This window comes from Alkalihalobacterium chitinilyticum (genome assembly GCF_029028005.1).
Taxonomy (GTDB): Bacteria; Bacillota; Bacilli; order Bacillales; family Bacillaceae_F; genus Alkalihalobacterium; species Alkalihalobacterium chitinilyticum.
In genome coordinates this window covers 79,052-103,991 of record NZ_JAOTPO010000002.1, presented here as the reverse complement: position 1 = coordinate 103,991, position 24,940 = coordinate 79,052, and the positions used below count along the sequence as shown (strand labels likewise).

18 protein-coding genes, 1 riboswitch and 1 other annotated feature are annotated in these 24,940 nt (G+C 38.1%); of the genes, 1 reads left to right on the top strand and 17 read right to left on the bottom strand.

Annotated features, from left to right (window positions below; all coding sequences use genetic code 11):
- Positions 1-508: 508 nt before the first annotated feature.
- Positions 509-1,855, bottom strand: a complete 1,347-nt coding sequence (locus N7Z68_RS03220; RefSeq protein ID WP_275117015.1) for a TrkH family potassium uptake protein — start codon at positions 1,853-1,855, stop codon at positions 509-511.
- 134 nt (positions 1,856-1,989) lie between these two features.
- Here N7Z68_RS03220 and N7Z68_RS03215 point away from each other — a divergent pair, with 134 nt between their 5' ends.
- Positions 1,990-2,412, top strand: coding sequence for a YslB family protein (locus tag N7Z68_RS03215; protein ID WP_275117014.1), 423 nt, complete (start codon positions 1,990-1,992; stop codon positions 2,410-2,412).
- A gap of 391 nt (positions 2,413-2,803) precedes the next feature.
- Here N7Z68_RS03215 and N7Z68_RS03210 read toward each other — a convergent pair whose 3' ends face one another.
- From N7Z68_RS03210 to pheS, 16 genes are all read right to left on the bottom strand, one after another.
- Positions 2,804-4,033 carry an aspartate kinase gene (locus tag N7Z68_RS03210; RefSeq protein ID WP_275117013.1) on the bottom strand — a complete coding sequence of 410 codons (1,230 nt, stop codon included), beginning with the start codon at positions 4,031-4,033 and terminating at the stop codon, positions 2,804-2,806.
- 109 nt (positions 4,034-4,142) lie between these two features.
- Positions 4,143-4,329: riboswitch (Lysine riboswitch) on the bottom strand.
- A 63-nt stretch (positions 4,330-4,392) separates the two neighbouring features.
- On the bottom strand, positions 4,393-6,177 hold the full coding sequence (gene uvrC / locus N7Z68_RS03205) for an excinuclease ABC subunit UvrC (RefSeq protein WP_275117012.1): 1,785 nt from the start codon (positions 6,175-6,177) through the stop codon (positions 4,393-4,395).
- Positions 6,178-6,647: 470 nt separating this feature from the next.
- A complete protein-coding gene (trxA, locus tag N7Z68_RS03200; protein WP_275117011.1) occupies positions 6,648-6,962 on the bottom strand; it encodes a thioredoxin in 315 nt (104 codons plus the stop codon).
- A gap of 294 nt (positions 6,963-7,256) precedes the next feature.
- Positions 7,257-8,231, bottom strand: coding sequence for an electron transfer flavoprotein subunit alpha/FixB family protein (locus tag N7Z68_RS03195; protein WP_275117010.1), 975 nt, complete (start codon positions 8,229-8,231; stop codon positions 7,257-7,259).
- Positions 8,232-8,245: 14 nt separating this feature from the next.
- Complete coding sequence (locus tag N7Z68_RS03190; RefSeq protein ID WP_275117009.1) at positions 8,246-9,016, bottom strand: electron transfer flavoprotein subunit beta/FixA family protein; 771 nt, start codon at positions 9,014-9,016, stop codon at positions 8,246-8,248.
- 26 nt (positions 9,017-9,042) lie between these two features.
- Positions 9,043-9,819 (bottom strand): enoyl-CoA hydratase, encoded by a 777-nt coding sequence (locus tag N7Z68_RS03185; protein WP_275117008.1) that lies wholly within the window; start codon positions 9,817-9,819, stop codon positions 9,043-9,045.
- A 44-nt stretch (positions 9,820-9,863) separates the two neighbouring features.
- Positions 9,864-10,451 carry a fatty acid metabolism transcriptional regulator FadR gene (gene fadR / locus N7Z68_RS03180; RefSeq protein WP_441296785.1) on the bottom strand — a complete coding sequence of 196 codons (588 nt, stop codon included), beginning with the start codon at positions 10,449-10,451 and terminating at the stop codon, positions 9,864-9,866.
- A gap of 519 nt (positions 10,452-10,970) precedes the next feature.
- Entirely contained in the window at positions 10,971-12,668 is a 1,698-nt protein-coding gene (locus N7Z68_RS03175) for an AMP-binding protein (protein WP_373323096.1), read from the bottom strand.
- 426 nt (positions 12,669-13,094) lie between these two features.
- A complete protein-coding gene (locus tag N7Z68_RS03170) occupies positions 13,095-14,813 on the bottom strand; it encodes a long-chain-fatty-acid--CoA ligase (RefSeq protein ID WP_275117006.1) in 1,719 nt (572 codons plus the stop codon).
- Between the two features lie 280 nt (positions 14,814-15,093).
- Complete coding sequence (locus N7Z68_RS03165) at positions 15,094-15,507, bottom strand: DUF350 domain-containing protein (protein ID WP_275117005.1); 414 nt, start codon at positions 15,505-15,507, stop codon at positions 15,094-15,096.
- 19 nt (positions 15,508-15,526) lie between these two features.
- On the bottom strand, positions 15,527-17,887 hold the full coding sequence (locus N7Z68_RS03160; protein ID WP_275117004.1) for an endonuclease MutS2: 2,361 nt from the start codon (positions 17,885-17,887) through the stop codon (positions 15,527-15,529).
- 33 nt (positions 17,888-17,920) lie between these two features.
- A complete protein-coding gene (gene polX / locus N7Z68_RS03155) occupies positions 17,921-19,633 on the bottom strand; it encodes a DNA polymerase/3'-5' exonuclease PolX (protein ID WP_275117002.1) in 1,713 nt (570 codons plus the stop codon).
- 304 nt (positions 19,634-19,937) lie between these two features.
- On the bottom strand, positions 19,938-20,477 hold the full coding sequence (locus N7Z68_RS03150) for a CvpA family protein (protein ID WP_275117001.1): 540 nt from the start codon (positions 20,475-20,477) through the stop codon (positions 19,938-19,940).
- Positions 20,470-20,748, bottom strand: coding sequence for a cell division protein ZapA (gene zapA, locus N7Z68_RS03145; RefSeq protein ID WP_275117000.1), 279 nt, complete (start codon positions 20,746-20,748; stop codon positions 20,470-20,472). The genes N7Z68_RS03150 and zapA overlap by 8 nt, the downstream gene beginning before the upstream one ends.
- 366 nt (positions 20,749-21,114) lie before the next feature.
- Positions 21,115-23,541: a phenylalanine--tRNA ligase subunit beta gene (gene pheT, locus N7Z68_RS03140; RefSeq protein ID WP_275116999.1), complete on the bottom strand. Its 2,427-nt coding sequence runs from the start codon at positions 23,539-23,541 to the stop codon at positions 21,115-21,117.
- Between the two features lie 14 nt (positions 23,542-23,555).
- Positions 23,556-24,590: a phenylalanine--tRNA ligase subunit alpha gene (gene pheS, locus N7Z68_RS03135; RefSeq protein WP_275116998.1), complete on the bottom strand. Its 1,035-nt coding sequence runs from the start codon at positions 24,588-24,590 to the stop codon at positions 23,556-23,558.
- A 71-nt stretch (positions 24,591-24,661) separates the two neighbouring features.
- Positions 24,662-24,898: a binding site (T-box leader), on the bottom strand.
- Positions 24,899-24,940 lie beyond the last annotated feature (42 nt).

Here is a 24,940-nt window from a genome sequence, read left to right as displayed (position 1 = left end):
AAAGTTTCTGTGAATATATTGCGACAAATTCATTTTACTCCCATCGACTTATATCGTCAAGAAAACGTATACAGGATATATTCAAAAAATTCAAATTTAACACCAGTTTAACTAGAATATATATTATTAATGAATGATTTACTAGAAAATACACCTCGTTCATTGAATATTATAGGGGTTTCTTATAATATTTTCTCATATTTTGCGTAAATTGTAATGAAAAATATGAAAATAGTCTTAAATTTCATAACCTACTAAGTTAAGGAAACTTTTAATAGTAAGGATCATGTTTTGTATTGATCTTCTTTTTGCGGTTCAGTCGTAAACTGCGCTAATGCTGTGCTTTTGCGAAACTAAACGAAATAGGCAATATGCGATGGCCAAACATTAAATCTTATAGAAACAATCAAATAAAAGAGCCAAGCAAAGCCTGGCTCTCAAACTCTTCTCTCTTCTACACAACGTAAAGCTGTTCGGTTTCAGGTTGGAAAACGATAACCTGATGCTATTAACCGATAATAATTCGCTCAGTTGGATATTTATAATGACTTTTTGTTTCCTTACGTCGGATGGAGAATAGGAACGCTACTAAACCCACCCTACCGATAAACATTAAAATCATTAGAATAAACTGACTGGCTAGATTTAAGTCAGCTGTTATCCCCATCGACAACCCGCATGTACCGAACGCAGAGGCTGTTTCAAAGATAATCGCCATCAATGGGACTTTACCGCCTTCAAATGCTGAGATCAAAATGACTGCACTAAACAACAGCAGTATAAAAACACTTAATACAATGAAAGATTTTTGACGGTCTTCAGGATGAATTTCTCTGCCAAAAACCTTTACATCTGATTTACCTAAAGCAAAGCTCCAAATCGTTAAGAACATAACCGCAAGAGTCGTAGTACGTATTCCACCACCTACAGAAGAAGGACTTGCTCCTATAATCATCAGACCGGAAATAAATAGGAGCGTGGCTATGCTTAATTCCGATACATCCATCGTTGCTAGACCACCACTACGTGACGTTGCTGAGTTAAATAAAGAATAAAATAATTGCTGGTGCCATGCGAGCCCTTCATAAAAATGACCTAGCTCAAGCAGCCATATGCCAATAACACCAACCAGAAAAACCGCAAAATAAGTTGTTGTCGTGATTTTCGTAAATAAACTAAATTTGAAGTTTGGATTTTCTTTTGAAAAATATTCTTTTACTTCTAACAAGACCGGGAAACCAATAGCCCCCGCGAAAATTAATAAAATAACAACTAGTTGAACATAATAGTCATTCGCAAAAGGAATTAAAGATTGACCTGTAATATCAAAACCAGCATTTGTAAATGCACTTAATGCTGCAAACGCTCCTTGATAATACGCTTCCCCAATCGTATCAAAGTATCTTATATAATATGTACCAAGAATAAGGGCACCAATTAGCTCAATGATTAATGCGACAAATAAGATCCCCCTCATTAAATTCACAAGACCTGAAAATGTATTTTGATTTTGGTCGACCATGATGAGCATACGCTGGGATAAGATGATCTTTCTTCCAAATAACATCCACACGAACGTTCCTAGTGTCATAATACCTATTCCACCTAACTGGATCGCCAGCGCTAAGAAAAAAATTCCAAAATAACTGTATGTTTCTGAGACATTGACGACGGTTAACCCTGTTACGCTAACCGCGCTAACAGAAGTGAACAATGCCTCTGAAAATTTAAGAGTTACACCTTCCTGATGAGATATGGGAAGATACAAAAGGATACTGAAAACAATCATTGCAATAACATACGATAATAAAATAATTCGAAAAGGTGTTAGAAACTGGTTAAGCGCTAATTTCATAAATTTACCTCCGCTTCGTTCGCGGTTTAGTATACATGATTAATTTTATAAAGTAAATTTAAAATCCAACAAATTGAACATAGAGAAAAACAAAATGTGTGATTATAATAAATGATAAGAGAGGAGTTACATAAATGAAGAAAACCGAGCAAACTATACAAAAGAGTGAACAGGTGATTCCTCTATTTGGACACCATTTAATACGAAATGTTCTCATGTCTGATTTATTAGGTAAAGATCATGAAAATATCTTATATTGGGCTGGGAAAAATATTGCAAGACAGTATCCAAGAGAAAATATGGACGATATTATTGAGTTTTTCTCTACCATTGGTTGGGGAAGCATAACTCTCACTAAAGAAAAAAAGGATGAACTCATTTTAGAACTTGTTTCCCCTTTTCATCTGGAGAGAGTCCCTGTTACTTATCAACTAGAAGCAGGCTTTTTAGCGGAACAAATTGAAAACCAAAAGAAACTTATCACCGAAGCGATTGTTCAAGAAAAAAAAGATAAGGCACTCATAACATTAAAGTGGGATTTAAAGGACCCTGTATAGGGAAGGCGCATTCGGCCGTTTGGCGTCGATTCAAAGGTGAGCCTTTATATTGTTTCGATTGTAGCGTTTTTGAATGCAGCGCTTTGAATGCAGTGCGCGTTTTAAATGCAGTGCGCTTCGAAATTTAATTGAGCGGACTCACAGGCCCTTATTCCTGTCGAATGTGTAGTATTTATTAATTTAGAGGACTCAGAAGCCCTTATTTACTACTATTTGTGATATTTATCAGTGATTTGGACTAGATAAGGGCCTGTGAGTCCGGGAAATATCCAAACATGATGGTTTTCGCTAAAATAAGGGCCTCTCAGTCCGCAAAAAAATAAGCACTATTAAAAGTCCCCACTTAATGTCATAAAGACGATCAAGTGAGGACTCTTTATAAGGAAACTTTTTATACAGTTACTTCTTGCTCTTCTAATTGAAAGGCTCTATGAAGTGCCTCTACAGCAGGAACCATAATCTCCTCTTCAACTAAGGCTGAAACTTTAATTTCTGATGTACTAACCATCTTAATGAGAATTTCATTTTCAGCTAGAATTTTGAACATTTGCGCTGCAACCCCCGGATTGGAAACCATCCCTGATCCGATAATGGATACTTTTGCAAGATCACCTTCATGTGTTAATTCTGTAAACTGAAGCTGCTCTTTATGGTTATCTAAAACTTCTAATGCTTCTTCTAATGAAGAGCGACTTGTTGAGAAAGAAATGCTTGTTTTTTCTTCAGCTGTTTGGTTTTGAATAATAATATCTACATTTATACCGTGTTCAGATAATAAGCTAAATACATTTGAAAGTGTTTCGATTTGATTAGGTAACCCTGAAACAGTGATTTTCGTTACATCGTTTTCAAATGCAATCCCGCGTACAATTAAATTTTGCTCCATTGAAACTTCCTCCTCGATTAACGTACCTACTTCCTCAACCATACTTGAGGCAACCATTAATTTCACTTGATAGTTTTTTGCAAACTCCACAGCTCTAGGATGTAAAACACCTGCTCCTAAATTAGCCATTTCTAACATTTCGTCATAAGAAATCGAATGCAACTTTCTCGCCCCGCTAATGAACCGTGGATCTGTTGTATACACACCTGTCACGTCTGTATAAATATCGCACCGGTCTGCTTTTAATGCAGCTGCGAGCGCAACAGCAGTTGTATCCGAGCCGCCTCTACCTAGCGTTGTAATTTCGCCGTCATGTGTCGCACCTTGAAATCCTGCCACAATCACAACATTCCCTAAGGATAACTGCGATTGAATTTTTTCCGTTTGAATATCCAAAATTCGTGCATTACTATGACTGTCTTCCGTCACGATGCCAGCTTGCCATCCAGTGTAAGATGTCGCTCCCAGGCCTCTTTTTTGAAGTGCCATAGCAAGTAAAGAAATGGTTATTTGCTCACCAGTTGTAAGAAGCATATCCATTTCACGTTTGCTTGGTTTATCCGATATTTCACTTGCTAACTTAACGAGTTGGTCCGTTGTTTTCCCCATTGCTGAAACGACAACAACTACTTGATGTCCTTGTGCTACTGTTTTGGCAACACGTCCTGCAACGTGTTCAATTCTTTCGACTGACCCTACAGAGGTGCCACCGTATTTTTGTACTATGATCGCCACTATTTTTCATCCTTTCTTGTAAAGGAGAAAGAAACAAAAAAAGCAACAGAAAGGAAAAGTCCTCACTGTTGCTTGGAATACCAAAAAAGGTAATAGTTGTTCCCTTGCTCCGTGAGATAGTTCTCCACACAACTTTTGGGTTGGTTGCGTGACAGCCTTGTACTTATTCAATACAAGTCCAGCATTAAGAGAGATGAGACTCTCAACACTTCGGCGAATTCCCCTTTCAGCAAAAGTCTATGGAACCCATCTTCCTCACTTTGCCTACTCTTGGTTTTCGCTCCTCTACCACCACTTCAAATTAGAAGTTCGGTATATTAAGTTGTTTTCATTTTAACAGAAGACGTTTATTCTGACAATCACTTTTTATCTTCACTGCTGTTTAATACACGTAGGATTTCTGTTGCCACTTTTTCTGGAATAGCAATCTTTCTAAAGTCTTCGACGTTTGCTTCTTTCATTTTTTTGATCGAACCGAAATGCTTGAGAAGTTTCCGGCGTCTCTTCTCTCCTACTCCAGGAATGTCATCTAAAATAGAAGAAAACATCGTTTTGCTTCGTGCTTGTCTGTGAAAAGTGATCGCAAACCGGTGAACTTCATCTTGTATCCTTTGCAATAGATAAAATTCATGGCTGTCTCTTTGTAATGGGACTACTTCAGGTGGATCTCCCATTAGAAGTTGTGATGTACGGTGCTTTTCATCTTTAGCTAAACCACAAACAGGAATGGAGAGACCAAGCTGATCCTCCAGGACGCTTTGAGCAGTGGCGATTTGCCCTTTTCCTCCATCGATGACAATTAAATCTGGAAATGGACCATTCTCTTTTAACAGCCTTGAATAACGACGGTAAACGACCTCACGCATCGATGCGTAATCATCGGGGCCTTCAACATCTTTTACTTTATACTTTCTGTAATCTTTTTTACTAGGCTTGCCATCTAAAAATGAAATCATCGCTGAGACTGGATCAGTTCCTTGAATGTTCGAGTTATCAAATGCCTCAATCCGGTATGGTGTAGAAATACCTAATGCTTTCCCTAAATTTTCAACCGCTTTTATCGTCCGCTCTTCATTTCGTTCAATGATCGCGAATTTCTCTTTTAATGCTACTTCTGCATTCTTTTGGGCCAGGTTCAGAAGATCTTTTTTATTACCTCTTTTCGGTTGAAGAACTTTGACCGACAGCAGTTGCTCCACTAAATCGGCTTCGATTTCTTCAGGTACTAGAATTTCTGACGGTTTAACATGTTCTTTTTTTAAATAAAACTGACCGATAAACGTTAAGACATCGTCGAGAGGCTCTTGATAGAATGGAAAAATCGAGACATCTCTCTCAATCAACTTTCCTTGTCTCACAAAAAACACTTGAATACACATCCAACCTTTATCGTAGGCATAAGCAAACACGTCTCGGTCAATTCTATCGTTAATCGACATCTTTTGTTTTTCCATGACCGTTTGCATTTGCTGAATTAAGTCTCGTAATTCTTTTGCACGCTCAAAATTCAAGTCTTCTGCTGCTTTATTCATTTTATCTAGTAATTGATTTTTCACATCTTCATGACCATACTTTAAAAATTTCGTAATTTCTTGTACCATCTCTTGGTTTTGCTCTTTAGTCACTTCCTGAACACATGGAGCTAAACATTGACCAATGTGATAATAAAGGCAGACACGGTCAGGCAGGGTATTGCATTTTCTTAATGGATAAAGTCGATCGAGCAGCTTTTTCGTTTCAGTTGCTGCGCCTGCATTTGGATAGGGACCAAAATATTTTCCACCGTCTTTTTTTACATTTCGTGTTGTTATTAAACGCGGATGTTCTTCTGATGTGATTTTTAAAAACGGATATGATTTATCATCTTTTAGCATGACATTGTATTTCGGATCATGCTTTTTAATTAAATTCATCTCTAAGATAAGTGCTTCAAGATTTGAAGATGTAATAATATATTCGAAATCGGCTATTTCACTGACAAGTCTTTGTGTTTTTGCATCATGTGTTCCAGTAAAATAGGATCGTACTCGATTTTTTAGTATTTTAGCTTTTCCAACATAGATGATCGTTCCTTGCCGATCTTTCATCAAATAACAACCTGGTTGATCAGGAAGTACTGCTAATTTTTCTTTCAGAGTAGACATACTTTTTCCTCCCTCCTCTCTATTGTTCTCAAAAGGAAGGAAATTTGCAACTAAAAGGTACAATCTTTTAAAAACTGGCAAATGTGGCAAGTGCTAGATGTACGGTTAGGAGAAGGGCTCTAGAAGGACTATTGTCCGCGCTAGAGACTTGTGCAGTGAAGCAGTTCTTCCTGTGTTTCTTATTATTTGTGGAACTGAGGGGACCTTATTTGCTTAAAATCACTGATATTTTCTATGAAAACTTGTAAATAAGGGTATTTGAGTGCTCTAATTATGAAAAACAGCAGGATTTGATTGAAATAAGGGCCTGTGAGTGCTCTAATTTCATTCTGCACCTAAAAAAAGTATATTCCTCACTCGATGCCAAGTGGTGGAATGATATAGCCGAATAGCAATTTAAAACAACCACTGCCAGTATAGCTATAAAAAAAAGACCCCGTTATGAACGGAGTCAATTACACTGTTATCTATTAAAGATGTTTATTTAAAAGCTCAACTAAAGCTTCTTTCGGTTGGAAGCCAACTACTTGGTCGACTTTCTCACCGTTTTTGAATACCATTAATGTAGGAATACTCATTACACCGAATTTTCCAGCTGTTTCTTGGTTTTCATCAACGTCTAATTTAACGATCTTCACTTTGTCGCCCATTTCTTCATCAAGTTCTGTTAAAACAGGAGCGATCATTTTACAAGGTCCGCACCACGGAGCCCAGAAGTCCGCTAATACTACACCTTCTCCAGTTTCAGTTGCAAAGTTTTGATCAGTTGCGTTTACAATTGCCATTATTAAAATCCTCCTTATAATCCAACTTTTTCTACAAATGCATTATACCATTACGGTATTATGATTGCTATAATGTTGCTCACACAAGTATGATACCCTTTACTATATAAATTAACGCTTTTTTATGTATATCTTTGTTATTTTAGTGTCATTTTGATTGTTGCATTTTATACTGATTGTGTCGAACGATCAAGAACGCGCGTAATTCAACTACGTGTATTTACGTTAACATACCTTTAGAAAAGATTGTTAAAAAAACCGCTTCATGTAGAAGCGGTTTCTTATTTAACCTTATTAAGATACAACTACTTTTTTAAGTTCTTCAGTTAATAGAGGAACTACATCGAATAAGTCGCCTACGATACCGTAATCTGCTACTTCAAAGATCGGTGCTTCTGGATCTTTGTTAACAGCAACGATAACTTTAGAGTTAGACATACCCGCTAAATGTTGGATTGCTCCTGAAATACCGAATGCAAAGTAAAGGTCAGGTGTTACAACTTTACCTGTTTGACCAATTTGTAATGCGTAATCGCAATATTCTGCGTCACACGCACCACGAGATGCACCTACTGCAGCACCTAATACGTCTGCAAGTTCTTGAAGCGGTTTGAAACCGTCAGCACTTTTCACGCCACGTCCACCAGAAACGATGATCTTCGCTTCTGAAAGGTCAACTCCGCCAGTTGCTTTACGTACAACTTCTTTAACAATTGTACGAAGATCTTTAATTTCTACAGAAACACTTCCAACATCTCCAGAACGAGACTCGTCCTTCTCTAATGGAGTAATGTTATTCGGACGGATTGTTACTAAAACAGTTCCTTCTTCAACCTGCTTTTTCTCAAATGCCTTACCTGAGTAGATTGGACGAGTGTATACAGCTTCACCGCCGTCAACTTCAACGTTTACTACGTCAGAAACTAAACCAGCGTTTAATTTCGCAGCAATACGAGGAGACACGTCTTTACCTATTGAAGTATGTCCCATAACAACGCCTTCTGGTTGTTCAACGTCCATAACTTGTAGAATAGCTTGTTGGTAAGCATCTGTTGTATATGCTTTTAAGTCAGCATGTTCAACTTTAACTACACGATCAGCACCAGCATGGATCATAGCGTTTGCTAGATCGCCTACTGATTCACCTAATAACGCAGCAACTACTTCTCCACCGTCTGCGATTAGTTTAGCAGCTGCAACTGCTTCAAACGAAACATTACGAAGTTCACCTTCACGAATTTCACCTAAAACTAGTACTTTCTTTGCCATGTTGATCCCCCCAATTATATGACTTTCGCTTCAGACTTTAATAATGAAACAAGTTCTTTTACTTGAGCATCCGTTTCGCCTTCAAGAATTTTACCTGCTTGTTTTTGCGGTGGTAGGAAGATTTCTACCGTTTTAGTTTTTGCTTCTACATCTTCTTCTTCTAAATCTAGGTCATCTAAATCAAGTGTTTCTAATGGCTTCTTCTTCGCTTTCATGATTCCAGGAAGAGATGGATAACGAGGCTCATTTAAGCCTTGTGTAGCTGTTACAAGTACTGGTAATGATACTTCAACCGTTTCCTCATCACCTTCAACATCACGTACGATTGTAGCTTTAGTTCCATCGATTGTTAACTTAGTGATTGTAGTTACTGAAGGCATACCTAACATTTCAGCAACGCGAGGTCCAACTTGTCCAGAACCGCCGTCTACTGCTACGTTTCCTCCTAAGATTATATCAATCTCTTGGTCTTTTAAGTATGTTGCTAGTAAAGTAGCAGTTGTGAATTGGTCAGTTTCTTCAACGTCTTCACTATCAATTAGAACTGCTTTATCAGCACCCATTGCTAGAGCTGTACGTAGTTCTTTTTCAGCATCTTCTGTTCCTACAGTAACAACAGTTACTTCTCCACCGTGCTCGTCACGAAGAACGATTGCTTCTTCAATTGCATACTCATCGTATGGGTTAATGATGAACTCAGCTCCGCTGTCATCAATTTGCCCGCCATTGACATTGATTTTCTCTTCTGTATCAAAGGTGCGTTTCATAATAACGAAAATATTCATTATAGTCCCTCCCTAAAATAGTTAACTTATTTATTTTTGAATTCTGGCTTACGCTTTTCTATAAATGCTTGGATACCTTCTTTACTATCATGAGACTCTCCAGCAGCACCAAAGAGCTCTGCTTCTTTCTCTAAACCTGCAGTAAAGTTTGCATCCTTCGCATAAGTTAATGCTTCTAATGCAAGCTTAATAGTAAAACTACTTTTCTTTGCAATTTTACCTGCTAGTTTATAAGCTTCTTCCATCATGAGCGCTTGCTCAGAATGCACTGAATTAATAAGACCTAAAGATAAAGCTTCAGATCCGGAAATCGGCTCACTCGTTAAGATTAACTCTGTTGCCTTTGCTTGGCCGACAATACGCGGTAAGCGTTGTGTACCTGCAAACCCAGGAATTAATCCTAATTGAAGTTCAGGCAAACCAAGTTTCGTATCTTCAGTAGCAAGACGAATATGGCACGCCATCGCTAACTCTAAACCTCCGCCAAGTGCTGCTCCGTGAATAGCTGCGATCACCGGCTTAGGAAAAGCTTCAATACGGTTCATTAATCGCTGACCCTCAGTTGCTGACTCAGCAAACTTGGCACCGCTTTCAAGCGTAGTAAACTCTTTTATGTCTGCTCCTGCAGCAAAAAAGCGCCCTTCTCCATGAAGAATGATAACACTCACATCTTCATTATGCTCAACCTCATCAAAAGCCTGTGCCAACTCTTGAAGCAATTGAGAAGATAAGGCATTTGCTGGAGGTCGATTTAAAGTGATTGTGGCTATTTGTTGTTCCACTTTTACAGATAAGGTTTCCATCTGTCTTTACTCACTCCTCTCATGGTAGCATCCTCTTTTTCTATTTATCTACTGCAAAGTCCACCTACCAGTAATTGATGCATTGGCTTTGCAAGTGAGACCAGATCATATTTACAATCTTTCATTACCCAGTTTGTAACTACCTCATCTAGTGTACCAAAAATCATTTGTCTTGCTAACCGGAAATCTAAATCTTCTGAGAAGTAACCGCTTTCTTTCCCTTCTGTTAGAACGGTGTCCATTAAATCTAAATATTTCTTTAACACTTCATTTATTTTCCATCTAAGCTCAGGGTTAGACTGGCGAAGCTCTAATTGCGTTACAATAGCAAGCGGTCGATTTTCTGCCAGTTGTTTGAAGTGCATTTCAATTAAGATAAAAAGTTTGTCTTTTGCAGTTAGACTTCCTTCGATCTGTTCCTGAATTTTATCAACAAATCTTCCCATCTTTTCTTCAAATAAAGATATAAGTATATCTTCTTTGTTTTTAAAATAGAGATAGATTGTTCCATCAGCAACTCCAGCTTCTTTTGCAATTTTTGATACTTGAGCGTGATGATAGCCATTTTCAGCGATTACTTTCACCGCTGCCTCAATAATTTGATCGTATTTAGGTCCTCTTTTCTTACCCATGGCATTCTTCCTTTCAGAGCAACTTTTTATTAGATTGCTCATTAAAATGAATGACCATTCATTCATATTTCATATTCTAGGGTAAGGACCGTTATTTGTCAATGGAATTATTTAAGTTGTGAGAATTTTTGAAAACAAAACTCTTTTTATACAACTCTAAAATGTAAGATAACACCTTATACATTAGTTCTATCATATAATGAAACGTATAGTAAAGCAATGTATGAAACCTTTATGAACATTACATCAAAAAAAAACGGGGGCAAAAACTCCTTTAGTTATAGCCCTCAAAACACTTTATTTACCAATAGTTACCGCAAATAAAAATGAAAGCGCAATCTTTTTGAATGTTATTTTATATAACAATCTCTTTTATTAAAGATTTTTGCTGTTGCTCTAGATCTCAAGCCAAACAGGTGGTTCGTCTTCAAGCATTTTCAAAAAACGGTCTAAAAGCAACGAGTTATACGAAGACAGCCATATAAAAAAGACTGACACAAGGTCAGCCTTTTCTATTTATTAACTAGATTTTTTCTCGTTCATTTTTTGTTCTTCTTCCTCGACTAGAACGCGACGCAATACCTTACCTACCATTGTCTTCGGCAGTTCTTTACGGAATTCATATTGACGAGGGACTTTATACGCTGCTAAACGAGCTCTACAGAACTTATCGAGCTCTTTATCTGTAACTGACTCACCTTCTTTTGTTACGATAAAGGCTTTAACAGTTTCTCCACGGTACGGATCCGGTACACCAATAATGACTGCTTCTTGGATCGCTTCATGCTCAAAGAGTACTTCTTCAATTTCACGTGGATAGATATTAAATCCACCTGCTATGATCATGTCTTTTTTACGGTCGACGATGAAGAAGTAGCCATCCTCGTCCATATAACCCATATCCCCTGTTAACAGCCAATCCTCATAGAACGTAGCTTGTGTATCTTCAGGACGATTCCAGTAGCCTTTCATAACTTGAGGCGCACGGACAGCAAGCTCTCCTACTTCACCTGGTTTAGCCACTTCTCCCGGTTCCACAAAAATAACAGCTTCAGTGTCAGGCCATGGCAGACCGATACTTCCTCCACGTCTTTCTCCCCAAATCGGGTTACAGTGTGTAACTGGAGAAGCTTCTGTTAAACCGTATCCTTCTACTAATTTTCCGCCTGTCAGTTCCTCAAACTTCACCTGAACTTCAGCAGGTAATGAAGAAGATCCACTAATACACGCCTCAATCGATGACAAATTATACTTCCCGATTTCCGGATGGTTAATTAAACCGATGTACATCGTTGGAGCACCAGGGAAAATCGTAATTTTGTGTTTATCAATAATTTGCAGGATTTCTTTTGGATCAAATTTAGGAACAATAAACATTTGCGAGCCAGTCATAATTGACAAGTTCATTGATACGGTCATTCCATACACATGGAAAAACGGAAGAGCTGCAAGCGTTCGATTTTCTTTCCCGTTTAGGTGATACATCCAATGGAAACATTGAGTCGTATTTGCAACTAGGTTGCGGTGTGTAAGCATAACACCTTTCGCTAACCCTGTAGTTCCTCCTGTATATTGAAGTAAAGCTAGATCTTCTTTAGGATCTACTTCGACTTCCGGTACTTTCTCTTTACCTTGTGAAAGAAAGGAAACAAACTTCACTGTAGTACTATTATATTCCACTTCTGGTTTAAATCCGTAATTCTTCTTTTGAATAAATGGATAGATTAAACTTTTCGGAAATGGTAAGTAATCCTTGATAGCGGTTACAATTACCTTTTCAACATTCGTGTTCTTCTTTACTGTCATTACACGTGAATAAAGAAGATCTAAACAAAGTATAAATTTTGCTCCAGAATCTGCAAGTTGATGCTCTAACTCTCTTTCCACGTATAGTGGATTCGTTTGTACGACAACACCACCAGCCATTAACGTTCCATAATAAGCAATAACAGCTTGCGGACAGTTAGGAAGCATGATCGAAACGCGGTCACCTTTTTGTAAACCAGCATCCATAAGCGCATTTGCAAACTTGCATGAAGACTGATAGAGTTCCGCATACGTCATTTGTTTGCCAAAAAAGTATGTAGCATTTTTTGATGGCGACTTTTCATACGTATCTTTCAGAAGACCATGTAGTGTTTGATCTTCATAGTTAATAGATTGAGGGACTTCTTTAGGATATTTATTATGCCAATTCATTTCAGTAACAGTTGCCAAGGTAATTCCTCCTTAAGTCTCTCCTTTTGCTACAAAACATTCATTCTCTCCTATCGTCTATTGTACTGAATGTTTGTTCATTTTAAAACAGATTTTTGAAAATTTTTTTAATTTTTTTATATATAAGTATAATAAGCACTGAAATAAGCTCAATTAGTAGAATTGTATAATTGTTAAAAATCCTACAACATACATCAAAAATTGACATTTATCTTATGTATCCGCTTACATAAAGTCATCTTAATGAACATATATCTCCCACTTTACTGTTGCTATTCTAAAGATAAAGATATATTAGTCTAACTTTTGATTAAGGGAAATGAACTCAGGCTTTAACTGTTCAATTATACAGTTTAGAAAAACAATCAATAATGTAATTCTTTTGCACAAAAAAACAACTGCCCATATGGCAGCTGCTTTTTGTGCTTATGAAGTTTGTTTATTATCCTCATTTGCTTTATCCGCGTACTTGGCTTTTTCCTCGTCGACGAGTACACGTCTTAAGATTTTTCCAATTAACGTTTTCGGTAATTCATTTCTAAACTCATATAGTTTTGGAACTTTATAGGCCGCTAAATTCTCACGGCAGTATTTGTTTAGTTCTTCTTCTGTTAAACTAGTACCCTCTTTAAGCACAACAAATGCTTTAACCGTCTCACCACGATATGGATCTGGAACACCGATAACAACCGCTTCTTGAATTTTATCATGCTCATATAAAACTTCTTCAATCTCACGTGGATAAATATTAAATCCACCTGCGATGATCATATCTTTTTTACGGTCAACGATATAGAAATATCCGTCTTCATCCATGTACCCCATATCTCCAGTTAAGAACCAATCATCTTTGAACGTTGCAGCCGTCGCTTCAGGACGGTTCCAATATCCTTTCATAACTTGCGGTCCACGAATGATAATTTCACCGACTTCTCCAGGCTCACAAAATTCACCAGTTTCGGCTGATAAAACAGCTGCTTCTGTATCCGGCCAAGGTACACCGATACTTCCTTCCTTACGTTTACCCCAAATTGGAGTTGAAATCGCTACTGGCGACGTTTCGGTTAAACCGTATCCCTCAACGAGTTTTCCGCCCGTTAACTTTTCAAACGATTGTTGAACTTCAAGCGGTAATGGAGCAGCACCGCTCAAACAAGCTTCAATTGATGATAAGTCGTAATTTTTAATCTCAGGATGATTAATCAATGCCACATACATCGTTGGCGCACCTGGGAAAATCGTAACTTTTTGCTTATCAATAGTCTTTAATACATCTTTTGGTTCAAACTTAGGAACAACAATCATTTTAGACTGATACATGATCGAAACATTCATAATAACCGTCATTCCGTAAACATGGAAGAAAGGTAATGCCGCAAGAACTCTTCCCTCGCCTTTCTCCATCTTATACATCCAATGTAAACATTGGGTTGTATTAGTGACTAAATTATGGTGAGTGAGCATAACACCTTTCGCTACACCCGTTGTCCCGCCCGTATATTGTAAAAGTGCTAAATCTTCCTTTGGCGATACTTTAATATCAAGTTCCTTTTCAGATCCCGCTTTAAGAAATTCAGCAAAGTTTAATGTTTTTGCATCATACGTAATATTTACGGTAATTCCTGTGTTTTTCTTTTGAATAAATGGATAAATTAAATTTTTAGGAAAAGGTAAATAGTCCTTTATGCCTGTGACAATAACATGTTCAAGGTTCGTTTTATTACGAACTTTCGCCACACGCGGGTATACTAAGTCAAGACACACGATGACTTTTGCACCAGAGTCATTCATCTGATGTTCAATTTCTCGCTCAACATATAGTGGATTGGTCTGTACTACGATAGCTCCTGCCATAAGTGCTCCATAGTAGCAGATAACAGACTGAGGAGTATTTGCTAGCATTATAGCTACTCGATCACCCTTCTTTACTCCAATTCCTTGTAATTGGTTCGCAAATTTCTTCGATAACGTGTAAAGCTCCTGGTACGATAATTCTTTTCCTAAAAAGTGAATCGCCTTCTTATCTGGTACCTGCTCTGCAGCTTCTTTTAAGAACGATTGAAGGCTCCTTTCAGGATATTGAATCGATGTAGGTATTTCTTCTGGGTAATGCTTCAGCCAACGCTTTTCAACCGTAGTAGTCACAGTTAAAAACCTCCCTTTTATATTCGTCTCCTTTCCAATCCATTCCCTCTCTATACTCTATTGTAGTGTAAACGGTTACAAATTTAAACTAATTTTTTAAAATTTTTAGAAAAAAGCGACAAAAACATATAAAAATGTTTCTATCGCTACTTTTTTACTCTCTTTATAGTATTATTCTATAAGTTAAACGCCATAAAAATAACTCCTATTAGTATAAATACTCCACATAAAATATAAAGTACTTTCCAAAGTGTTTCCAATTCTTTTCCTCCTACTCCAATTACGCAGACATAATACTAGCACCAATGATATAAGAAAGAGCTATTGAAATGGTCATCGCAATAAAACCTACAGCACGGTTATCATTAGCAATTTCATCATCTACCTTAAAACTTGGTGTTAAAAATTCAAACATGAAATAACACAATAATAGTAAAATGAATCCAACAACTCCCCAACCGAGCATTTCTAGTAATGAATCGTTATGAAGGATTGAATACCGAAAAATATTAGCCACACCAAATATTTTCCCTCCGGTTGCCAAAGCGACCGCGATATTCCCCTTCTTAATTTCCTCCCAATTGTTATATTTCGTTACGATTTCAAACACCGCTAAAAACACAATAATTGCAAGTACGGATACACTGTAGTAAGCTGCGGTTTGAATATAAACATTTTCAAATAGATTCCCCATTGCTATAACCGCCTTTTATCTACTTAAATTCAACAACTGTATTTCCGAGACCACCTTCATTCATGCCTCCATCTCGTGAGGATTTAACATGCCGGTGTTTTTTTAGATATTCTTTAACTCCTTTTCGAAGAGCCATCGTACCTTTCCCGTGAATAATTGAAACTTGATGATATCCAGCAAGCAGGGCATCATCGAGGTATTTTTCTAGTTTTATTAACGCTTCTTCATACCTTTGTCCTCTTAAGTCGAGTTCAGGCTTTACATGATGGTCATTTCCTTTTACAGTCGCTAATGGTTTCGTTTCAACAGGCTTTGGACGATCTAAATATTGAATATCGTCGATGTGCACTTTCATTTTCATGATGCCTAGTTGTACTTGGTACTCTTTTTCATTCACTTTTTCAACGATATGGCCTTTTTGCCCGAAACTAATGACTTTAACTTCATCTCCAGGCTTTAATTCTTGGCGTTTCGCTGCTTTCTTTATCTTTTGTTGCTTCTTCTTATTTTTTAATGAAGGCGTTGCTTCTTCTAATCTCTTTTTCGCTTCAATGAGCTGATGTTCTTTTATTACATTTGCATCTTTTTGCAGTCTACGAAGATCTTTTATGACTCCTTCTGCTTCTTGACGTGCTTTACTTACAGCATCTTCTGCTTTCTTCTCAGCTTCAGCCATCACTTGATCTTTTTCATCTTCTAGCAACTCTAGCTTCTCAATGAGGTCATTTCGTAATTTTTCAGCTTCTTCCCTAAGCTTAATGGTTTCTTCCCATTCAGCTCGTGAAGACTTTTTACTCTCCTCAAGCGAAGCAATCATGTTTTCAATCTGACTGTTTTCCGTATTAATTTGTGCTTTAGCCAAATCAATAATTTCTTCTGATAGACCTAGTCTTCTTGAAATCGCAAACGCATTACTTCGGCCGGGCACACCGATTAATAAGCGATATGTCGGACGTAGTGTTTCAACATCAAATTCCACGCTGGCGTTCATTGCGCCTTCACGATTATAAGCGTACCCTTTCAATTCGCTATAGTGGGTGGTAGCAACAACTCTCGCACCACAACGATACACATGGTCTAAAATAGCAATCGCTAGGGCAGCCCCTTCAGTCGGATCAGTTCCAGCTCCAAGCTCATCAAATAAGACGAGGCTTTCATGATCGACCTTCTTTAAGATATCAACAATATTGACCATATGAGAAGAAAACGTACTTAAGCTTTGTTCGATCGATTGTTCATCGCCGATATCTGCAAATACGGTTTGGAACACTGCCGTTTCTGACCCTTCTTCTGCTGGTATGTGCAAACCGGATTGCGCCATCAGAGTTAGTAAACCAATCGTTTTCAATGTAACTGTTTTTCCGCCCGTATTCGGCCCCGTAATAATCAAAGAAGAAAAGGTTTTTCCTAGCTCCACATCAATTGGTACAACTTCTTCATCCGCAATGAGTGGATGTCTTGCTTGAAACAGCTGTACTTGTCCGTCCGTATTTAACTTAGGCTGAACAGCTTTAAGACGTTTACTATAGTGAGCTTTAGCAAAAATAAAATCAACGTCTCCTAAAATATCGACATACACAAGTAATTCGTCGGTATGTTCACCAACATGAGCTGATAGTTCAGCTAGAATACGTTCTACTTCTTTCGTTTCTTTTGCCTTCGCTTCCCTTAGTTGATTATTCATTGTAACGACAGCTTGGGGCTCAATGAATAATGTCGCTCCTGATGCAGATTGATCGTGAACAATTCCACCAAAGGATCCGCGGTACTCTTGTTTTACAGGGACAACAAAGCGGTCATTACGAATCGTAATCAAGGCATCTGATAACATTTTTTGCGTCGACGAAGAGCGGATGATATTTTCTAACTTCGAACGGATCCCCGATTCAAAGCTGCGAATTTGATGGCGGATCGTTCGTAAAGCGGAGCTCGCTGAGTCTAACACTACACCATAGTCATCAATACATTGTTTAATGGCTCGTTCAAGATCAGTTAACGGAACGATATTTTCTGCCAACTGTTGTAATAACGGAATTTCAACTCCATCTTCCGCTAAGTCTTCTATAAAGTGCTTAAATCTGCGCCCGCCATATATCGTGCTACTGATTTCAATAAGCTCGGATGGGGATAATGAACCGCCTATCCCTGCTCTTTTCACACTTGCTCTTATATCAAATATACCACCTAAAGGAGCTTGTCCTTTCAAACGTAAAACCTTTGTTCCTTCAAATGTTTCATTTTGTCTTTGCGAGATTTCTTCAATCGAAGTAGATGGTATTAACTGCTCTACTTTCGATCTTCCTAATGATGAAGAAACGTGTTCTATAAGTTGTTTCTTCATTTTTTCATATTCTAAAACTCTAATAATTCTTTCTTGCACGAGCAATTGCTCCCTTCTAGTTCACTATACGTATTAGTGATGTCGGTTAATAAATCGCTCAAACTCTTCTCTCGTGAACGTATTAATAACCGTTTCCTTTTTTATCATTCCTTTTCTTGCAACACCTACACCAATTTCCATAAAATCAAAATGATCCGAATGGTGAGCATCGGTGTTAATAGACAGTTTGACCCCTGCATCTTGTGCTTTTTTGAGCCACTCAGCTGACAGGTCAAGTCGATGCGGGTTTGCGTTTAGCTCGAGGGCTGTGTCCGTTTCTTTCGCTAATTGAATGAGCATTTCGATATCTACATCATATCCACTGCGTCGTCCGATTAAGCGACCCGTTGGATGAGCGATTAAGTCTACATGGTTGTTACGTAATGCAGTCGTTAATCGTTTCATAATCGTTTCTCGGTCTTGTGAAAAGGAAGAGTGGATGGAGCCGATAACAAAATCAACTTGCTCTAATAATTCATCTGAGAAATCTAGTGTACTATTCGGTAATATATCCATCTCTATACCTGTAAAGATTTTAAAATCATCGTATTCTTCATTTACTCGTTTAATTTCTTTCATTTGTTCTATTAGACGTTCTTCTGTTAAACCGTTGGCTACTTTTAAATACTGCGAATGATCAGTAATCGCAATGTACGAATATCCTTTGGCCCGAGCGGCTTCAGCCATCTCTTTAATAGAGTAAGCCCCGTCACTCCATGTTGTATGCATGTGTAAATCAGATTGAATATCTTTTAGATCAATAAGATCTAAGGTCTCCCTCGATGTTTCTACTTCTCCTTGATCTTCACGAGCTTCCGGCGGGATAAAGCAAAGGTTAAAATGTTTGAAAAACTGTTCTTCGGTTTCAAACGTCTTTACTTCACCTGTTTCTACATTCTCAACTCCATACTCGCTGATTTTCTCGCCTCGTTCTTTCGCTAACTGTCTCATTTTCACATTATGGTCTTTAGAACCTGTGAAATGATGAAGTGTCGTTGCAAACTCATGAGGTTTTACTAGACGAAAGTCAACTCCCACAGGATAGTCGTATCCTAACTCGACTGATACTTTCGTGTTTCCAGCCGCAATTACGTTAACAATGCGTGGAAGGCTTAACAGCTGTTCTTTTACTTTCTCAGGGTCGTTCGTGCTGATGATAAAATCAAGATCTTTTACAGTCTCCCTTAATCTTCGCAAGCTGCCTGCTCTTGAGTACCGTTCAATATGATCGAATTGCTCTAACTGCTTTTCAATTTCAACTGCAATTGGAAGAACATAAGCGATCGGAAACCGCTCAGGACGCTTTTCCACTTCTTCAATCGCAACGAGAATTTTTTCTTCTGTCTTCTTACCGAATCCAGCCAGCACTTGAACTTTTTTCGACTCGCAAGCTTCTCGCAAACTTTCAAGATCCGTTACATTTAATTCTTGATAAAGCTTCCCAATTTTTTTACCGCCTAATCCAGGTAATTTTAATAATGGAATTAAGCCCGATGGTAACTCAGCTTGCAATTCTTCTAATAAGGAAGAAGTACCATTTTCTTTTAACTCTAAGATTACTTCACTTGTTCCTTTACCGATCCCTTTCAATTTCGAAGGATCTTCAATTTCAGCTAATGTTCGTTCATCACTTTCTAACGCTTGAGCCGCTTTACGGTACGCTGAAACCTTAAAAGAGTTCTCGCCTTTAATTTCCATATATATCGCAATAAGTTCGAGTACTTTAATGACTTCTTTCTTATTCACATTCCTCGTCCTCTCTATAATTTCTATTTATAACTATGGAGTTTAGATTTCTGCTAAAACTCCATCATGGAGCCTCGTTTGAAGGTTTTATTGTCCGATTTGATTAGTTTATTGTCTGATTTCTAATTTTATTGTCCAAATTCTAATTTTATTGTCCGTTTTTCATTTTTATTGTCTGATTTGGATTTTTTATTAGCCAAATTGTGTCCGTTATCTATTTTAAAAATTACTATCTTAATGATCATACAAATAATAGTCTGTAAAAATCAAATAAAAAACTGAGCATTATTACGACGCCCAGTTTTTACAACTTATTATTAATCCAAATTTCCTTAATCCAACTTGATAAAAATGGAGTATAATCTAAGATCAGATGTGCAAGTGAGGATTTTTGTAACTGTTCTTGAACAAATTCAACCGGTAATAGCGCTGCAACATGAAGAACAATAAATAGAATTAAATAAGCTTCTAAGAAACATAAAATGCCGCCAAGCCAGCCATTAATCGTTCTTAAGATCGGTAAATGTGCAACAAAATCTAGCATTGAACCGATAATATGCAAAGCGATTTTCGTACCGAAAAACAGTATGGCAAAAGCTATACCTGAATAATATACACTTTCAAAATTAAATGCTTCGATAAACATGGAAAATGCACTATCGCTCGAAAATTGTGGATACGGGATCCATAAGCGAATATATGAAGCTAGTTCCCCGTAATAGAGATAAGCTACAATTAATGCCGCAAAAAAACTTGCGAGATGGATCAGTTGGAGGATGAAACCCCTCTTTAAGCCAATGAAAAAACTACTAATTAATATAAAAAATATTAGTAAACTAAACATCTTTTTTGTCCTCTTCCTTTAATTTCGCTTCTAGTTGTTCTAGCCTTTTAGTCATTTTCACATAATCGTCAGCGACATTAAGTGCAGTTAAAACTGCCAGTCTAGTTGTATCTAACAATGTATTACGTTTGCGAATTTCTTTCATTTTTTGGTCGACATGTTGAGCTACCTCTTTAACATGTGCAGCTCCCTCTTCACTAACAATCGTATATTGCTGGCCGTATATTGATACAGTCGTGCGAGTTCGTTCAGTTTCTCTTTCCTCTGACACCCAAAAAGCCTCCTATCACGATCTATGGCTTCTTACTACTTCCATAATTAGCAATTTGAAAAATCCTAAGTTCTATCATAACATGAAGCGCCGGTGTTGAAAATATAAAGCCAAGCCTATTAGTCATTTCTGACGATAATTTCTAATTATTTTAACAAGAAAAGCGCAAGGCGCCTGCTTATCGGCGACAAGCGCTGGAGGGCCAGCAATACGTGTCTCGCCTTTTAGACACGTTTGCTGACCCGAAGCGACCTCGAGCGGATGGCGCCTGGAGCTAGACACCTTAGAATTTTATACTTACTCTATTCAAAAGGCAGAAAAGAGCAGATGGAACGATAAACAGTTCCTCTGCCCTCTCTTAGGAGCTTAAGCTCTTAGCTCTGCTCCGATTTCTGTTTTTAATTGATCTAAAACCTTTTGATGAACTTGGCTGACTTCTTCATCTGTTAACGTGCGCTCTGGATCAAAATACATAAGTGAAAATGCTAGCGATTTTTTACCCGCTTCCATATGCTCGCCTTGATATAGGTCAAACAACTGTACATTCTTTAATAATTGACCGCCAGCAGTGACGATCACTTGTTGCACTTTTCCTGCATGAACCGCTTCATCCACAACGAGAGCAATATCACGAGAGATGGAAGGGTAGCGCGGAATTGGCTCGTAAGCTACATCGTCTTGCTTGTAGTTGAGCAATTGCTCTAAATCGATTTGGAACACATATGTCTCATTCAAGTCTAGTTCTTTTTGTAACGTTGGATGAATTTGACCGATAAAGCCAACTTCACTTCCGTCGAGTACGATCGAAGCTGTACGTCCAGGGTGGAGTCCAGGCTTTTTCGTTTGTTCGAAAGCGATCAAGTGACTTAGACCAAGCTCTGAAATTAGCGCTTCAACTACACCTTTTGCTACGAAAAAGTCTACTGCTTTCTTTTCACCTTGCCATAAATGACTATGTGCAATTCCCGTAAAGGCTCCTGCCACCATTTCTTTTTCAGTCGGTTGCTTTGTGACTTCTTTTTCTTCTGATAGGAAGATGGAACCTACTTCATAGATCGCCACATTGTTAACTTTGCGGTTTAAATTGTAGCTGATAACATCTAATAAATGAGGAATTAAGCTCGTTCTTAACGTACTTCGATCCTCACTCATCGGCATCGAAAGTTTAACCGGTGTTAAATGTTCATTTTCATTGCTTAAACCAGTTGCTTTCTTAGGCGTTGTTAAAGAATACGTAATCGCTTGGTAAAGGCCTGCTGCTTCTAGAGACTGACGGACCTTTCTGCGACCAGCTTGATAATCTGTTAATCCCCCAGGTGTTGTTAATCCAATTGGCAATGTCGTTGGGATATGATCGTAACCGAACAACCTCGCGACTTCCTCAACTAAATCCTCTGTAATCGAAATATCATTTCGTCGTGAAGGTGCCGTTACATCGAACACTTCTCCATTTTGTACATAAGAAAATTGGAGTCGGTCAAAGATTTTTGCAATGTCTTCAGTTGTTAAACTCGTTCCAAGAAGTCGATTTACTTGTTCAGTTGAAATCGTTACTTCTCGCTCCGCTATATTTAATGTATCTACTTCAACAATGCCGTCTGCAACTTCTCCACCTGCTAACTCTGCTATGAGTTGCGCTGCACGTTCAGCTGCTTCACGCACTCGTTTAGGGTCAACCCCTTTTTCATAGCGCATGCTTGATTCACTGCGAAGACCTAAATCTCTTGAAGCCTTGCGAACCGTTTGGCTATTAAAATATGCTGACTCTAATAGAATTGTCGTTGTATCATTTTGTACTTCAGAAGTTGCTCCACCCATTACACCAGCTACTGCCGTTGCTTCTGTTCCGTTTGTAATGACTAGATGATCAGCGCTTAGCTTTCGGGTTTCATCATCCAATGTCACAATTTCTTCTCCGTCACGCGCACGACGAACAACTATTTCTTTTGATCCAAAACGATCATAGTCAAAAGCATGAAGTGGTTGACCGTATTCAATCAGGACATAGTTTGTTACATCGACTACATTACTGATCGGACGAATTCCAGCAGCTGTTAAACGGTTTTGTAACCATAACGGGGATGGTCCGATTTTTACATTTTTAATAATTTTAGCGCCGTAATACGGGTTGTCTTCTGATGCTTCCACTTTGACCGATATATAGTCAGATGCTTTTTCATTGCTTGAGCTTTCAGTGATTGTTGGGTGTTTTACCTCGCGACCTAACAATGCAGCCATCTCATAAGCAACACCTAGCATACTTAAACAGTCTGAACGATTGGGCGTTAAATCTAATTCTAAAATTTCATCTGTTAAATTAAGAACTTCGAGTGCATCTTGGCCAGGTTCAACATCTGCTGGAAAATTATAGATACCTTCAGCAAACTCTTTAGGAATTAATTTTCCTTCAATTCCTAACTCTTGAAGTGAACAAATCATCCCTTGTGATAACTCGCCACGAAGTTTCGCTTTTTTAATTTTGAAGTTCCCTGGTAATACAGCACCTACTGTTGCTACAGCTACTTTCTGGTCTGCACCAACATTGGCTGCACCACAAACAATTTGCAAGTGTTCTTCTGCACCTACATCTACTTTACACACTCTTAATTTATCTGCATTTGGGTGTTGAGTACATTCCACTACATGTCCAACCACCACTCCGCTCATTCCTTTTTTCAGGGAATGAATGATGTCTACTTCAATACCGCCTTTAGTCAACTTATCCGCTATTTCTTTCGGCGTTAAATCAGCCACATCGATATATTCTTGAAGCCACTTATAAGAAACTAACATATTCTCTCCTCCTCTTATACCTGTTTAAACTGTTCTAAGAAACGTAAGTCATTTGTATAGAAATGACGAATATCATCAATACCGTACTTTAACATCGCCAGGCGTTCCACACCCATACCGAATGCAAACCCGCTATACTTCTTCGGATCAAACCCACCCATTTCAAGTACACGCGGGTGAACCATCCCAGCTCCAAGTACTTCAATCCAGCCTGTTTGCTTACAAACTCGACAACCTTTTCCACCGCAAATCCCACAAGAGACATCAACTTCAACTGAAGGCTCTGTAAACGGGAAGAAACTCGGTCGAAGACGAATCGTGCGGTCTTCACCGAAATATTGTTTTGCAAATGTATCTAGCATCCCCTTCAAATCACTCATACGTACATTTCCATCGATGTAAAGCCCTTCGATTTGCATGAATTGGTGAGAGTGTGTTGCATCATCGTCATCACGTCTAAATACTTTTCCTGGGCATATGATTTTAACCGGCCCTTGTCCTTTGTACTTTTCCATCGTACGAGCTTGTACAGGAGAGGTATGTGTACGTAATAAAAGTTCATTTGTAATGTAAAAAGAATCTTGCATATCACGCGCTGGATGGTCTTTCGGTAAGTTCAACGCTTCAAAGTTATAGTAGTCTGTTTCTACTTCAGGACCTTCAGCGACTTCAAATCCCATTCCAATAAACACATCTTCTACATGTTCAACAACCGCAGTTAACGGATGACGAGCCCCTTTTACCACTGGTCGGCCTGGAAGTGTAACATCAATACTTTCCTCTGCTAATTTACGCTCTACTTCTTGTGCCTCCAATTGCGTTTCTTTTTCTTCTAGTTTTTCAGTAATCGCCGCACGAACATCATTAGCCATTTGTCCGATGAGAGGGCGTTCTTCAGCTGATAACTGCCCCATTCCTCGTAATACTTCAGTAATCGGACCTTTCTTTCCTAAGTATGCAACACGAATGTCTTGTAAAGCTTTTAAAGAGTCAGCTTGTACTACTTTTTCAAGCGCTTCATTTTTGAGACCTTCTAAACGATCTTTCATTTATATTTCCTCCTTCTTTTAATAACAAATTTCAATTGTTACCTAAAAATAAATAGAGCCATCGCCCCAAATTAAGGGACGATGGCTCGTGGTACCACCCTTATTAGCAATAGATATTATCTACTGCTCACTTCATTAGATAACGGTTTAAACCGATAACACCTTAATAAGACAAGTTAACCATCCTATGTTCCGGTGCTAGCTCAAGAGTGAATTCACCTGTTTCATCCATAGAAATGCTTTCAGTCTAAGACATTTCCTCCCTAGATGGTGATTGACAGCCTACTACTCTCCTTCAACGCTTTTGACAATATTCGAATATGTAATATCAAACTTATTAAAGTATAGAA